Genomic DNA, 14144 nt, shown 5'->3' with positions numbered 1-14144 from the left:
ACGTTGGCGGCCGCGGCGAGGTCTGCGGGCGGAGCGAAACGCCGCTCCTCCTTGAGCAGATTGGCCAGGCTCTCGTTGCTCAACGCGAACTCCTCATCGAGTCTGTCTCATGGAGCTTTCCCCCGCGGCCTGCGGAGATAAGCCCACTGCTGCGGGATCCGTCCCCGCCTAGGGATTGTCCCGTGTGTCCCATCGCACAGCTCACCAGGGGAACAGGTCTGTTGACAAGGGGCACCGAGAAATTGGTGTAGACCTCTGATCGTTTGCCGGCCGGTCGATCGCCGCTGCCTCGGTGGACGCTCCGGGGTCGCCGGGGGAGGCGGGGACGGTTCGTGGGCGCCGTACGCCGGGCGCGCTCCGCTTCACCGGGCGTGTCACGGCGCGGGTGCGGGCGCGCGGTGGCGGCGGCGCGGGGTCGGCGGCGGGCGGTGGCCGGAGCTCCGGGGTAGGACGGTAGGCCGACCGGGTGGCGGAGGGTCGCGGAGTCTTGACGGAGCGTGATGGCCGTACTCCACTGCGAGTACCCGCCCGATCGGGATCGGCGCCGCCCCCGGTGCGCGGGCTGCTTCTGCTGGTGCGGCGTCCTCGGGGAGCTGAACCATGTCGAATCCCTCGAACCCTTCGAATCCGCCGGAACTCTCGGAGAGCCGACCCGCTGCTCCGGAAGTCGCCCACTCCGCCCCTTCCGCCCCTTCCGCACCTCCCGCCGTGCCCGCGCAGGCCTCCGCGCCCGATGCCGCCGCGCCTCCCGCGCCCCGGCCCGGGGACTTCGCCGTCGTCCGGATGGCCGGCACGGTCGGGCGGCTGATCCGGTTCGGGCAGTGGCTCAACGGCGACGGCTTCGCCGACTACGAGCACGCCGTGGTCCTGGTCGACGACGACGCGCTGGTCGAGGCCGAGCCGGGCGGCGCCGTTCAGTCGCCGGCCGGGGAGTACCGGGACCGCCCGGTCCGCTGGTCCACCGGGCACGTCGACCTGACGGAGGAGCAGCGGGCCGCCGTGGTCGCCGCCGCCCATCGCTACGTCGGGGTGCCGTACAGCTTCCTCGACTACCTGGCCCTGGCCGCCCACCGCTTCCGGCTGCCCGGCAGCGGGCTGCTCAAGCACTACGTGGCCGACACCCGGCACATGATCTGCTCCCAGCTCGTCGACCAGTGCTACCAGGACGCAGGGGTCAACCTCTTCACGGACGGGCGCTGGCCGGGCTACGTGACGCCGGCCGACCTGGGCCGCCTGCTGGAGCGATCGCCGGAGTGACCGCTCGGGCAGCGGGCGGGCCGCTGCAGTGGTCTTGACATGTTCAGCTTGCTGGCGGCAGCATCGGGCGACTGGGCAAGTTAAGAAAGCTTACTAACTAGCTCGGTCGTCGCTGTCAGAGCTGCCCCACCAGACCTGAGAGGCCGTCATGACCACTTCGCGGAAGACCCGCCGACTTCCCGTGTTCACCGCCGCCACCGCTGCCGCCACCCTGTTGGCGGGGCCTGCGATGGCGGCCGCGCCCGCCCAGGCGGCGACCGCGGCCTTCCCCGCCCACTACGCCGCTCCCTACCTGCAGATCAGCGGCTCCGACGCGGGCGACCTGGCCGCCGACCGGGCGGCCAGCGGCCTGCACTTCTACACGCTGGCCTTCCTCACCCCGAAGTCCGGCTGCACCCCGATGTGGGAGGACGGCAACGACCCGCTCCCGGCCTTCACCTCGCAGGTCAACGCGCTCAAGGCGGCGGGCGGGAACGTGATCATCTCGTTCGGCGGCGAGGCCGGCGGCGAGCTCGCCCAGACCTGCACCTCCGTCTCGGCCCTGACCGCGGCCTACGCCAACGTCGTGAAGACCTACGGCGTCACCCGGCTCGACTTCGACATCGAGGGCAGTGTGCTGGACGACACCGCGGCCAACTCCCGCCGGGACCAGGCGCTGGCCGCCCTGCAGAAGTCCGACCCGGCCGTCCAGGTCGACTTCACCGTCCCGGTGGACCCGACCGGGCTGGAGTCCAACGCCCTCAACCTGCTCAAGGACGCCAAGGGCAAGGGCGTCAAGGTGAACCTGGTCAACATCATGACCATGGACTTCGGCGACGGCCAGAACGCGCTGAACGACGCCGAATCCGCGGCCAACGCCACCCACGGCCAGCTGGCCCCGATCTACGGCGGTACCTCCGCCCAGCTCTGGGCCAAGCTCGGCCTGACGCCGATCGCCGGCCGCAACGACGACAACGAGAACTTCACCAAGGCCAACGCCGCCACCCTGGAAAGCTTCGCCGCCGCCCGCGGGGTCCAGGAGCTCGCCTTCTGGGAGGTCGACGGCTACGACAAGGGCACCGGCTACGCGTACTCGAAGACCTTCAACAAGATCACCGGCTGAGCTGCCCGCTGCCCGCTGCCCGCCGCCGGCCGCCCTGGGGTGTGCGGCCGGGTGGGGGAGTAATGACCCCGCTGGTGGGGCGTCGGGAGGTCCGGGCGGGTCCGCCGTGACGGACCCGCCCGGGTGGTCGGCCCCGGCCCGCCCGGGGCCGACCGGTCAGGCGGCGGTGGCGATCTCCCGGGCCGCCCCCACCACGGCTTCGAACCGGCCGGTCCCGCGATCGAGCACATAGGTCTGCGCGGTCGCGAAGTCGAAGTACATGCCCACCAGCCGAAGCTCGCCGGCCAGCACCCGCTGCTCGACGGCCGGGTTGGCCATCAGCTGGTCCAACTGCTGCACCACGTTGGTGATGCAGAGCTCCTCCACCCGGTCCGCCACCGGCCGGTCGGCGAACTCGGCCGGCACCCGGGCCAGCCGGGCCAGCGAGCCGCGCCCGTTGCGCAGCCAGCGGGCCAGCGGGGTCGGCCGCCCGGGCTGCTCGTGCACCCCGTTGAGCAGCGCGTTCATCGCCCCGCAGCCGGAGTGCCCGCAGATCGTGATGGAGCGCACCTCCAGCACCTCGACGGCGTACTGCACGGCCGCGGCCACCGAGTCGTCGGCGGCGCCGGGCTCGTGCGGTGCGGGCACCAGGTTGCCGACGTTGCGGACGGTGAACAGGTCGCCCGGTCCGCTGCTGGTGATCATGCTGGTGACCAGCCGGGAGTCCGCACAGGTGAGGAAGAGCTCGGACGGGGTCTGGCCCTCCCGGGCCAGCCGGGCCAGCTCGGGCCGGACCAGGGCCGCGGTGTGCTCCTGGAAGCCGCGTACCCCCTCCATCAGCCGGCCGCGCGGATCGCCCGCCGAGCGGTCGATGCAGTGGTGGCCGACCCAGGGCGTCCACGGGCGGCAGCGGTGCTGGTCGGCGGAGTGGTCGCCGCGCAGGGTGCCGTCCGGGTCCATCGCCTCGTGCTGCGCCGGGTCGGTCAGCAGGGTGGCCCGGCCGCCGTGGGCCTGGTGGCTGTCCCGCCAGTGGTGCAGGGCCTCGTAGGCGGCGTGGTCGAGGAAGGCGCCGTCGTGCCGGACCGTCACCTCGGTGCCGGCCGGCACCGAGGCGAGCGCGCGGCTCAGCCGGGGGACCGCGACGAAGGTGAGCGGGCCGTGGGTGCGCACCTCGTGGGAGCCGTCGGGCAGGGCGGCGACCTCCACCCGGGCGTGCGTCAGGCGGTAGAGGGCGAGCAGTGCGGCGGTCACCGCGCCGGCCGCCACCCCGAGCGGGACCCCGAGGACCACCACGCCGAGCACCGTCACCGCGTAGACGGTGAACTCCCGGTGCCGGTGCACCCGCCGGATGTGCGCCAGGCTGACCATCTGGAGGCCCACCACCAGCACCAGGGCGGCCAGCGCGGCGAGCGGGATCCGCCGCATCCCGCCGGTCAGCACCAGGGCGGCGAGCAGCAGCCAGACCCCGTGCAGGGTGGAGGACCAGCGGCTGCGGGCGCCGATCTGGATGTTGGCCGAGCTGCGGACCACACCGCCGGCCACCGGGAGGCCGCCGAGCAGGCCGGAGACCAGGTTGGCCAGGCCCTGGCCGCGCAGCTCCCGGTCGAGGTCGCCGGTGGTGCCGGTCAGCCGGCCCACCGCGACGGCGCAGAGCAGCGACTCCACGCTGGCCACCGCGGCGACGGTCAGCACCGCGCCGAGGATGCCGAGCGCCGGTCCGCCGGGCAGCACCGCCAGGCTGTGCTCGCTCCAGCTCGGCAGCTCGACCCCGGCGAGCCGGAGGTCGCCGGCCGCCGCCAGCACCGTCCCGGCCCCGACCGCGACCAGCGCGGCCGGGACCCGCCCGAGCTGGGCGCCGATCCGGCCGGCCCGGCCGGGCAGCAGATGGAGCCTGGGCCAGCTGTACAGCAGGGCGAGCGCGAGCAGCCCGACGGCGAGCGCGGCCGGCTGGGGACCGGTCAGCTGGCGGGGCAGCGCGGCCAGGTTGGCGAGCGCCGAGTTCTGCGGCGAGCCGCCGAGCACCACGTGGAGCTGGGCGAGGGCGATGGTCAGGCCGACGCCGGCGAGCATGCCGTGCACCACTGCCGGGGAGAGGGCGAGCGCGGACCGGGCCACCCGGAGGGCGCCGAGCAGCAGCTGCAGCAGGCCGGCCGCGATGGTGATGGCGCAGGTGGCCTGCCAGCCGTAGCGCGGGACCAGCCCGGCGACGACCACGGTGAGCGCGGCGGACGGGCCGGTCACCTGGAGCGGAGCACCGCCGAGCAGGCCGGCCACGATGCCGCCGGCCGCCGCCGCGACCAGGCCCGCGGTGAGCGGGGCGCCCACGGCGAGCGCGATGCCGAGCGAGATGGGCACGGCGATCAGGAAGACCACCAGCGAGGCGGCCAGGTCCTGCACGGTGGGGAGCCCGCGCCGGCCCGCCGGCCGGCCGGCCGTCCTCGCTGTCGAGGCCGCCGTCGGGGTCGTCGCGGCCGAGCCCGGCGGGGCGTGGCTGTCCACCGTGCTGCCGGAGGGGTCGGCCCCGTCCTGCGGGACGGGGAGCTGGGCGGTGTGGGGGGTGTGCGGGGTCACGGGACTTCCCGTCTTTCCGTGGGGACGAGGGCGGTGGCCGGGGCGGGCGGGGGTGCCGCAGCGGCCGACGGGTCCGGGGTCCGGGTTCGGTTACGGCCCAGGAGCACCAAGAGTTGGTAAACGATCGGTAATGGAAGCTTCGCATAGTGTGACCTGGGCGGAGAGTCCTCGCAGCGACATTCACCCGGGTGGCTGGCGCGTGCGGCCGAACGGGCGCCCCGCTGTCCGCCGGCTGTGCGCCTGACGGGTGGTCAACCACCCGCGGGTCGGACGCGGACGGCGAAGGGGCCGGTGCCCGCACCACCAAGGGTGCGGGCACCGGCCCCTCTCCTGCCTGCGCGTCAGGTCTCAGACCGCGGCCGCGGCCTGCTCCTGCACGGTGCGGCCGTCGGGCAGCACGAAGTCCGGGTCCACCTGCTCGGACAGGTCGGCGCCGGCCTTGGCATTGCCCCAGCTCTCGGCGTTGCGGCGGTGGAAGTGCGCCGCCTGGTCGGCGTACCGGCGCGGGTCCCGGTCGGCGAAGGCCGCGTCCACCGCGGCGTGCAGCAGCTCCAGCGCGGACCGGTTCTCCGGCTCCAGCTCGCCGAGGCCCGGCTCGGCGCCCTGCTCCAGTCGCCGCACCCAGTCGGACTGCCCGAAGGCGGTCAGCAGGTCGTCGCCCACCTCGCGCCGCAGGAAGGCCAGGTCGTCCGCGCTCTGCACCTTGTTGCCGACCACCCGCAGTGCGACCCCGAAGTCCCGCGCGTACTCCTTGTACTGCCGGTACACCGAGACGCCCTTCCGGGTCGGCTCGGCGACCAGGAAGGTGAGGTCGAAGCGGGTGAAGAGGCCGGAGGCGAAGGAGTCCGAGCCGGCGGTCATGTCCGTCACCAGGTACTCGTCGCCCCCGTCCACCAGGTGGTTGAGCAGCAGCTCCACCGCGCCGACCTTGGAGTGGTAGCAGGCGACGCCCAGGTCCTCCTCGGCGAAGGTGCCGGTGACCAGCAGCCGCACCGAGCCCTCGTCCAGCGCCACCGGCCGGGCGCAGGCCGCGTAGACCGGGTTCTCCTCGACGATCCGCAGCAGCCGGGAGCCGCTGCCGGGCGGAGTGGTCTTGATCATCGCCTCGGCGGAGGCGATCCGCGGGTTGCCGCCGCGCAGGTACTCCTTGATCTGCGGCAGGTGGGCGCCGAGCGAGGGCAGCTCGGCCGCCTGCCGGTCCGTCAGGCCGAGGGCGGGACCGAGGTGCTGGTTGATGTCGGCGTCCACGGCGATCACCGGTCGGCCGGTGGCGGCCAGGTGGCGGATGAACAGTGCGGACAGCGTGGTCTTGCCGCTGCCGCCCTTGCCGACGAAGGCGATCTTCATCTGGACTACGGCTCCCTTCGGTCGATCACGCGGGCCCGGCGCCGCGCGGGCGCGACGCGGACCCTTGTTGGTAATCGTTATCGTCTTCGATAGGCCTCATCGTAGACCGGGTTTGCGCGCGGCCGACCCGGGGAACCGAGGATTGCCTCGAACGGGTGATGCCGGGGTTGCTGTACCGGGCTCCCGGGGTGGTTCATTACCCTCGGGTAGGTGAGCACTGGAACTGATCCGCTGACCCCGCTCGCCGAGCTGCCCGGGGTGTCCGACACCGTCGCCGAGGTCCGCAAGGCCGTCGACCGGCTCTACGGGCACCGGGTGATGCGCCGGCGCGCCCCCGAGGTGACCTCGGAGGCCGCGCTGCGCGGTGCGCGCGCCTCGGCCGCGCTCTCCGGCGCCGACTGGCCGCTGGAGGAGGTGCGCCGCCGCAGCGACTTCAGCTCCGGCGAGCAGGAGCGGGTCGTCGGCGGCGCACTACGCATCTCGGCCGAGGCCGGCCAGCTGCTGAGCATCTGGCGGACCTCCCCGCTCCAGGTGCTGGCTCGGCTGCACCTCCTCGCGGCGGGGGACGGCGAGGGCCCCGGCGACGGTTCGGCGGGCCGGCCGCGGCGGGACGGCGAGCAGCCCGAAGAGCTGTTCCCGCTGGAGCTGACCGCGGTGGAGCCGGGCGGTGCGGCGGTCGACGGCGCGCCGCCGCTGCCGGCGGCGCCGTCCGCGGGCGAGGTCGCGGCCCGGCTGGACCAGCTGGCCCAGCTCCTGGTGGCCCGCACCGCTGGAGCGCCCGGCGGTGCGCCGGCCCTGGTCACCGCCGCGGTGGTGCACGGCGAACTGCTCGCGCTGCGGCCGTTCCGCAGCCACAACGGCCTGGTGGCCCGGGCGGCCCAGCGGATCGTACTGATCGCCGAGGGCCTGGACCCCAAGGCGATCTGCCCGACCGAGGTCGGCCTGGTCGAGCTCGGCACCGCGTCCTACCGGGCCGCGCTGGCCGGTTACGCCACCGGCACGCCGGAGGGGCTGGCGACCTGGATCGCGCACTGCGGGCGGGCACTGGGACTCGGTGTGCGGGAGAGCACGGCGGTCTGCGAGGCGATGCAGCGCGGGATGGTCTGAGCGGGGCGGTCCGGCCGGCCGGGCGGCCGGTCCCGGACGTGCCGCGCCCGGCGTGCGGAGGGCGGCTGACGGGCCGTCAGCCGCTCGAACGCCGGGGCAGAGTCCTGGGTTACGGGGCGTGGGTCGCGGGCCTCGGGTCGCGAGAAAAAGGCTCGTGACACGGGTTGCGGCGACATCCCGACTGCTGATGTCGCCGCTGGCACAGCCTTCCGGGTGACCATGCGTGCACCGTTCATGCCCATCAGGCGGGGATCCTGCCCGTTCGCCTGGTGCGGCGGCCCGATCGCGGGTCGGCTGCACGTGGGTGCTCGGAAGCTGTACGCGGTCCGTGGGCCTGAACTGCGGTGTCGGTGTGACCTCTTCGGGTCCTTCCGGGTCTCGCGGGCCGTGAGTCCTTTGTATCTCGGATCCAGGGCAAACGGAACTCGAATGGCGAAGTCTTTACCTTTTGTCCGTTTTGCTGGACCGGCCCGGTGGGCCGCGGTCAGAGCGCCGGCCGCCGACGCTTCGCCAGGTGCCAGACCAGGCCCGCCGTCAGGCAGGCGGTGCCGATCGCCACGGCGGCCAGCACCGTCTTGCTCGGGGCCTTGAACTCGGGAAGACGGCGGTGCAGTTCGATCGGCCGGTCGAAGACCAGGACCGGCCAGTCGCGGGCGGCCGCCTCCTTGCGCAGCCCGCGGTCCGGATTGACCGCGGAGGGCCGGCCGACCGCCTCCAGTAGCGGCAGGTCGGTGATCGAGTCGCTGTAGGCGTAGCAGTCGGCCAGCCGGTAGCCCTCGCGCTCGGCCAGCTCGCGGATCGCGGCGGCCTTGTTCTCCGCGTACGCGTAGTACTCGATCTCGCCGGTGTAGCAGCCGTCCGCGATCCGCATCCGGGTGGCGATCACGTGGTCCGCCCCCAGCAGGCTGCCGATCGGCTCCACCACCTCGGCGCCCGAGCTGCTGACGATGACCACGTCGCGCCCGGCCGCGTGGTGCTGGGCGATCAGCGCGGCGGCCTCCTCGTAGATCAGCGGGTTGATCAGGCTGTGCAGGGTCTCCGCGACGATCTCCTTGACCTGCTGGACGTTCCAGCCCCGGGTCATCGCCGACAGGTACTGCCGCATCTTCTCCATCTGGTCGTGGTCGGCGCCGCCGACCAGGAAGACGAACTGGGCGTACGCGCTCTTCAGCACCGTCCGACGGTTGATCAGGCCACCCTGGTAGAACGGCCGGCTGAAGGCCAGGGCGCTCGATTTGGCGATGATCGTCTTGTCGAGGTCGAAGAAGGCGGCAGTGCGGTCCCGCGCCCCCGCGATCGGGTCGGCCGCGCCGTCCGCGGCGGCGCGGGGCGCGGCGGCGGTGGGGATCGGAGCGCCGTCCGCAGCGGCATTCGGTGCGGTGTCCGAACCGGAGTTCTCGGCACCGTTGGCGATGTCGGCGTTCTCGGTGGTGTCCACAGGAACCGAGGATAGATGGCGGTTCCGAAGAGACCGCCATTCGGTGGACTCGGGGGCCTGCTGGTTTGTGTTTCTGGCCGCTCGGGTACACCATGGAAGTCACGGATCGTTCGCGACCGTGCTAACCCGGTCCGGCTCCTCCCCCCCGAGTCGGGCCGTGGATAGACGACCCCCGCTCTCCCCCCCGGCGGGGGTCGTCGCATGTCCGGGGCCGTTTTCCGGCCCGGGCGGGTGTTTCCGCGGGGGTCTCCGAGGGCCGTGGGGGCTGCGGTTCGGACGGGAACCGGCCCTCGTCGGGGCGGGCAAATCATCACTCACGGTAGTTGATCTGGCGCTGCCGCGAGACCTCCGAGAAGGCTGTCAATTCGCCGTGGACGGCTCCTCGCACGAGTGAAGCTGGGCCATCCGAGTGAGTTCGGATATCCACATCCATCCACATCCCCCGGGTTATCCACAGGATTCGATCGGTTGCTGACGGAATCCGGCACAAGCGGCACGGTGGCACCAGATCGGCAGCGCGAAGGCGCGGCCGACGGACCGTCAATCCACTCGCCGCACCGGGGAGGCAGCCATGTCGACGCCCACCACCACCGACCCGCACGGCCCGCGCTCCGAGGAGCCCGCCGACCTCGCACCGCTGGTCCTCACCGAGGACGCGGCCCTCACCGAGCAACTGCTCCGGCTCTGCGCCGCGGTCGGCACCGAACCGCAGGTCTTCGCGGGAGTCCCGCCCGGCTGGCTCTGGGAAGGTGCGCCGCTGGTCCTCGTCGGCGACGACCAGGCCGAGCGCTGCGCCGGGCTCGCCCGCCGTCCCGGCGTGCTGCTCCTCGGGCTCGACCTCGACGACTGCGACATCTGGATCCGCGGCGTCCAACTCGGCGCCGAGCAGGTGCTCTTCCTGCCCGACGCCCAGGCCTGGCTGCTGGACCGGATCGCCGACGCGGTCGAGGGGGTGACCACCCCCGCGCTGACCGTGGCCGTCCTCGGCGGCCGCGGCGGCGCCGGCGCCTCCACGCTCGCCTGCGCCCTGGCCGTCACGGCGGCCAGGGCCGGCCACCGCACCATGCTGATCGACGGCGACCCGCTCGGCGGCGGCCTGGACGTGCTGCTCGGCGCCGAGGCGGCCGAGGGGCTGCGCTGGCCCGACCTGGTCGCCGTGCGCGGCCGGGTCAGCGGGACGGAGCTGGTCCGCTCGCTCCCGCGGCCGCACGGGCTGGCGCTGCTCTCCTGGGACCGCGGCGAGACCTCCGCGGTCGCCCCCGAGGCCATGCGCGGGGTCCTCGCGGCGGCCCGCAGGCGCGGCGGCCTGGTCGTCCTCGACCTGCCCCGATTGCTGGAGCCGGCTGCCGCCCAGGCCCTCGAACAGACCGACACCGGGCTGCTCGTGGTCCCGGCCGAGCTGCGCGCCACGGCCGCCGCCGGCCGGGTCGCGGCGGCCGTCGGAATGCGGCTGGCCGACCTGCGGGCCGTGGTCCGGCTCTCCGGACCGCCCGGTCTGCGCAGCACCGAGATCGCCCGCGGCCTGAGCCTGCGCCTGGCCGGCGAACTCCCCGACGACACGGGCCTGGCGGCCGATGCCGAGCGCGGCCGCCCGCCCGGCGGGCGCGGGCGCGGCCCGCTCACCCGCTTCTGCGCCGCCTACCTCGGCGAAGTCCTGCCCACCGACGATGAACGGACCGCTCCGTGAACCCCACCCGCAAGATCCCGCGCCCGCCGTTCGGCGCGCACCGCGCCCCGGCCGCCCGCCCGACCGTGACGCCGCTGCGCCGCCGCCCGGTCGCGGCCGCCGTCCCGATCCGTCCGCCGGTGCCGTCCGATGCCCTGCTGGACGCCGTCCGGCTGCGGCTGGCCGAGTCGGGCGCCCCGCCGAGCGCCCCCGAGGTGGCCGCGGCCGTGCGCGCCACCAGCCCCTCGCTGGACGGCGACTCGGTGCTGGACGCCGTGCGCGCCGTCCGCTCCGAACTCGTCGGCGCCGGCCCGCTGGAGGAGCTGCTCCGCGCGCCCGAGGTGACCGACGTCCTGGTCAACGGCCCGGAGGAGATCTGGGTCGACCGCGGCGCCGGACTGCGCCGGGAGACCTCGGTCCGGTTCCCCGACCCCGAGGCGGTGCGCCACCTCGCGCACCGGCTCGCCACCGTGGCCGGCCGCCGGCTGGACGACGCCCGGCCCTGGGTGGACGGCCGGCTGCCGGACGGCACCAGGCTGCACGCGGTGCTGCCGCCGATCGCGGCCGGCTGTACCCACATCTCGCTGCGGATCTCCCGGCCGCAGCCGTTCACCCTGGCCGAGCTGGTGGAGGCCAGGGCGGTGCCCCGGGCCGGCGCGGAGCTGCTGCGCGCCATCGTCCGGGCCAGGCTCTCCTACCTGGTGTCCGGTGGCACGGGCGCGGGCAAGACCACCTTCCTGGCCGCGCTGCTCGGCCTGGTCGGCCGCGGCGAACGGATCGTCATCGCCGAGGACTCCGCCGAGCTGCGGCCCGACCACCCGCACGTGGTGCGGCTGCAGAGCCGCCCGCCGAACCAGGAGGGCGCCGGCGAGCTGACACTGCGGGACCTGGTCCGCCAGGCGCTGCGGATGCGCCCCGACCGGGTGGTGGTCGGCGAGGTCCGGGGCGCCGAGGTGCTGGACCTGCTCGCCGCGCTCAACACCGGCCACGAGGGCGGCTGCGGCACGGTGCACGCCAACGCGGCGGCCGATGTGCCGGCCCGGCTGGAGGCGCTGGGCTCGATGGCCGGCATGGGCCGGCTCGCCCTGCACAGCCAGCTGCAGTCGGCGCTCGACCTGGTGGTCCACCTGGTCCGCGACCCCCGGACCGGCCGGCGCCGGGTGGCCGAGGTGCACACCCTGGACCGGAGCACCGGCGGAATCACCGTCACCTCGCCCGCCGTGACCTTCGGTTCCGACGACTCGGTGGCCTGCGGCCCCGGCTGGGACCGGCTGCTGCGGCTCTGCAACGCGCGGGGCGTGCCGATCACCTGGGGGAGCCGATGACCGGGCGCCTGCTCCCGCTGCTGGCGGTGGTGCCGCTCTGCGGCGCCGCGGTGGCCGGCTGGCTCCGGGTCAACCAGCGGGCGGTGCGCCGGCGCAGGGGGTCGCTGCTGCTGCCGGGCGGGCCGCCCACCCGGCACCGGCCGTGGGCACGGGGGCGGGGGCGGCCGGGGTGGCTGGCGCCCGAGCTGGTCCTGCTGCCCTGCGGGCTGCTCGCCGGCTGGCAGCAGCACTCGCCGCTGCCGGCGGTCGCCGGAGCCCTGGCGATCGTCCCGGCCCGCCGCTGGCGGTGCGGCCGGCGAGCCGGGCGGCTGGAGCGGGACCGGGCCGCCGCGGTGGTCGAGCTGTGCGCCGCCGTGGCCGGCGAACTGCGCAGCGGAGCCACCCCCGAGCAGGCGCTGGAGACCGTGGTCGGCCCCGGCGGGGACGTGGCCCGCCGGCTCGGCTCCGAGGCCGCGGCCCGGCTGACCGCGGCCGCCCGCTACGGGGCGGACGTGCCCGCGGCACTGCGCTGGCTCGCCACCCTGCCGGGCGGCGGCGGTGCCAACGCCGTCTCGGCCTGCTGGCAGGTGGCCACCGGCAGCGGCACCGGGCTCGCCCCCGCGCTCGACCAGGTGGCCGAGGCGCTGCGCGCGGACCGGGTGCTGCGGGAGGAGATCCGCGGCGAGCTGACCGGGCCGCGGACCACGGCGCTGCTGCTCGCCGCGCTGCCGGCCTTCGGGCTGGTGCTGGGCAGCGCGCTCGGCGCCTCGCCGCTGCGCATCCTGCTGCACACTCCGGTCGGCCTGCTCTGCCTGGCCGGCGGGGCCCTGCTGGAGACGGCCGGGCTGCTCTGGACCGGCCGCATCGTCCGTCAGGCGATGGCGGACCTGGGCCTGCGGGCCGGCACCGGCTCCCGCCCCGGGCAGCAGGTACCGCTGCGGCCGGCCCGCCGGTCCGGCTCGCGCGGAGCGCGGCCCGGCGAGCGCGTCCGGCGACCGGGTCCGCCCGGACCCGGGAGGGGGCTGGCACGTCGGCGGGCGGGGAGCGGCTTCGACCGGCGGGTCCGGGGCACCGGGCCGCGGCGCCGGTCGGCTTGGGGATGCGCGATCGGAGCCGCGTCGTGACGGCGCGGTGGTGGGTGCCGGGCGGTGCGTCTCGGCGCCGGGACAGGGCCGGGGTCGGGGCCTGCGGTCGGAGGTGTCCTGTGGCAGCGGCTTCGGCTGCCGGGCGGTGCGGCTGGGGCGGCCTGCCCCGGCGCTGGACGGGTCTGGGGCCCTGTGGCCGGAGGGTCGCCGTGGTCCCGGATCGGTGGGTCCCGTGCAGGCCCACCCGGCTCTGGGACGGTCCGGGAGGCCAGGTTCCGGGGCCCGGGCTCGGAGCCGTGTCGTGAGTGCCTGGGCGGGGGTGGTGTGGTGAGCGGACTGCTCAGCCCCTACTCGGTGGCACCCGCGGTGCTGCCGGCCGGCCTGCTGGCCGCCGTGGCGCTCTCCTGCGGAACGGTGGTGGCGCTCTGCGCGGGCCGTCTGGCCCGTAGCCGACTGCGGCGGCGGGCGCTGTACCGGCGGACGCTCCGGCTCGCCCCACCCGCTGCCACCGCGGACCGCAAGCCCGCCGGGCGGCGGCGGAGGCCGACGGCACGGGCCCCGGGCGGGGCCGCCGCCCTGGCGGTGCTCGCCGGAGCGCTCACCGCCTGGCTGCTGCCCGGAGCGCTGGGGGCGCCGACAGGGGTGCTGGTCGCCGCGGTGGCGTGGCGGTTGGCCCCGGCGCTCCACTCCCCGGCGAACCAACGGGCCGATCGGGAACGGGAACTGCTCACCGCACAGCTCCCGTTGGCTGCCGATCTGCTCGCCGCCTGCCTGGGGTCGGCCACCTCGCCGGCCCAGGCGGCCGAGGCGGTGGCCCGTACCGTCGGGGGCCCGATGGAGCGCCGGCTCTCCGGCACCGCAGCCGAACTCGCCCTCGGCGCGCACCCGGAGGCCTGCTGGGACCGGTTCGGCGCGGGCAGCGCCGTGCTGGCCCCACTGGCCCGCTGCCTGATCAGAACCACGGTCAGCGGCGCCCCGCCGGCCCAGCCGCTGCGCGAACTCGCCGCCTCCCAGCGGTCGGCGGCCGCCCGGGCAGCACACGCCCGGGTGCGCAGGGCCGGGGTACTGGCCACCGCGCCGCTCGGCCTGTGCTTCCTGCCGGCCTTCGTGCTGATCGGCATCGCACCCGTGGTGGTGGGGCTGGTCTCCACCTTCGCGGACCGGCTCTGATGACCTACCTGATGGCTCATCAATTCATCGACCTCGCAGTGACATCACCCGAGGTCGGAGCAGTTGGCGGCTCCCCATGGACGGGCGAGCTCGCCGCAGTGACCAAACCGATCGGAGT

At 75.1% G+C, this 14144-nt stretch carries 10 protein-coding genes; 7 read left to right on the top strand and 3 right to left on the bottom strand.

Features of this window, described 5'->3' with window-relative positions:
• Positions 1–708: 708 nt before the first annotated feature.
• Positions 709–1257 carry a hypothetical protein gene (locus tag ACFYNO_RS39060; protein ID WP_388022947.1) on the top strand — a complete coding sequence of 183 codons (549 nt, stop codon included), beginning with the start codon at positions 709–711 and terminating at the stop codon, positions 1255–1257.
• A gap of 148 nt (positions 1258–1405) precedes the next feature.
• Positions 1406–2359, top strand: a complete 954-nt coding sequence (locus ACFYNO_RS39055) for a chitinase (RefSeq protein ID WP_388022945.1) — start codon at positions 1406–1408, stop codon at positions 2357–2359.
• A gap of 156 nt (positions 2360–2515) precedes the next feature.
• Here ACFYNO_RS39055 and ACFYNO_RS39050 read toward each other — a convergent pair whose 3' ends face one another.
• Together ACFYNO_RS39050 and ACFYNO_RS39045 are read right to left on the bottom strand one after the other, a co-directional pair.
• Positions 2516–4909: a SulP family inorganic anion transporter gene (locus ACFYNO_RS39050; RefSeq protein WP_388022944.1), complete on the bottom strand. Its 2394-nt coding sequence runs from the start codon at positions 4907–4909 to the stop codon at positions 2516–2518.
• 348 nt (positions 4910–5257) lie between these two features.
• Positions 5258–6256 (bottom strand): ATP-binding protein, encoded by a 999-nt coding sequence (locus tag ACFYNO_RS39045; protein WP_388022941.1) that lies wholly within the window; start codon positions 6254–6256, stop codon positions 5258–5260.
• 210 nt (positions 6257–6466) lie between these two features.
• Here ACFYNO_RS39045 and ACFYNO_RS39040 point away from each other — a divergent pair, with 210 nt between their 5' ends.
• On the top strand, positions 6467–7363 hold the full coding sequence (locus ACFYNO_RS39040) for an oxidoreductase (RefSeq protein ID WP_388022939.1): 897 nt from the start codon (positions 6467–6469) through the stop codon (positions 7361–7363).
• A 484-nt stretch (positions 7364–7847) separates the two neighbouring features.
• On the opposite strand, the gene ACFYNO_RS39035 is transcribed toward ACFYNO_RS39040, so the two are convergent.
• Positions 7848–8660, bottom strand: a complete 813-nt coding sequence (locus ACFYNO_RS39035; protein WP_388022953.1) for an HAD family hydrolase — start codon at positions 8658–8660, stop codon at positions 7848–7850.
• A gap of 712 nt (positions 8661–9372) precedes the next feature.
• Between ACFYNO_RS39035 and ssd the strand changes: the two genes are divergently transcribed.
• From ssd to ACFYNO_RS39015, 4 genes are all read left to right on the top strand, one after another.
• Positions 9373–10488 carry a septum site-determining protein Ssd gene (gene ssd / locus ACFYNO_RS39030; protein WP_388022937.1) on the top strand — a complete coding sequence of 372 codons (1116 nt, stop codon included), beginning with the start codon at positions 9373–9375 and terminating at the stop codon, positions 10486–10488.
• Entirely contained in the window at positions 10485–11792 is a 1308-nt protein-coding gene (locus ACFYNO_RS39025) for a TadA family conjugal transfer-associated ATPase (protein WP_388022934.1), read from the top strand. The genes ssd and ACFYNO_RS39025 overlap by 4 nt, the downstream gene beginning before the upstream one ends.
• The gene (locus tag ACFYNO_RS39020; protein WP_388022932.1) at positions 11789–12895 is read left to right on the top strand and encodes a type II secretion system F family protein; all 1107 of its coding nucleotides are present in this window, start codon (positions 11789–11791) and stop codon (positions 12893–12895) included. The genes ACFYNO_RS39025 and ACFYNO_RS39020 overlap by 4 nt, the downstream gene beginning before the upstream one ends.
• A gap of 288 nt (positions 12896–13183) precedes the next feature.
• Complete coding sequence (locus ACFYNO_RS39015) at positions 13184–14026, top strand: type II secretion system F family protein (protein WP_388022930.1); 843 nt, start codon at positions 13184–13186, stop codon at positions 14024–14026.
• The last annotated feature ends 118 nt before the right edge of the window (positions 14027–14144 follow it).

The organism is Kitasatospora sp. NPDC006697 (assembly GCF_042869935.1).
Lineage (GTDB): Bacteria > Actinomycetota > Actinomycetes > Streptomycetales > Streptomycetaceae > Kitasatospora.
Note: the sequence above shows the minus strand (reverse complement) of the source record. Positions and strands in the feature narration are given on the sequence as shown.

Excerpts from the sequence above, each read along its gene's own strand:
- ACFYNO_RS39055 (WP_388022945.1), top strand. The coding sequence starts at position 1,406 with ATGACCACTTCGCGGAAGACCCGCCGACTTCCCGTGTTCACCGCCGCC.
- ACFYNO_RS39045 (WP_388022941.1), bottom strand. The coding sequence starts at position 6,256 with ATGAAGATCGCCTTCGTCGGCAAGGGCGGCAGCGGCAAGACCACGCTG.
- ssd (WP_388022937.1), top strand. The coding sequence starts at position 9,373 with ATGTCGACGCCCACCACCACCGACCCGCACGGCCCGCGCTCCGAGGAG.
- ACFYNO_RS39020 (WP_388022932.1), top strand. The coding sequence starts at position 11,789 with ATGACCGGGCGCCTGCTCCCGCTGCTGGCGGTGGTGCCGCTCTGCGGC.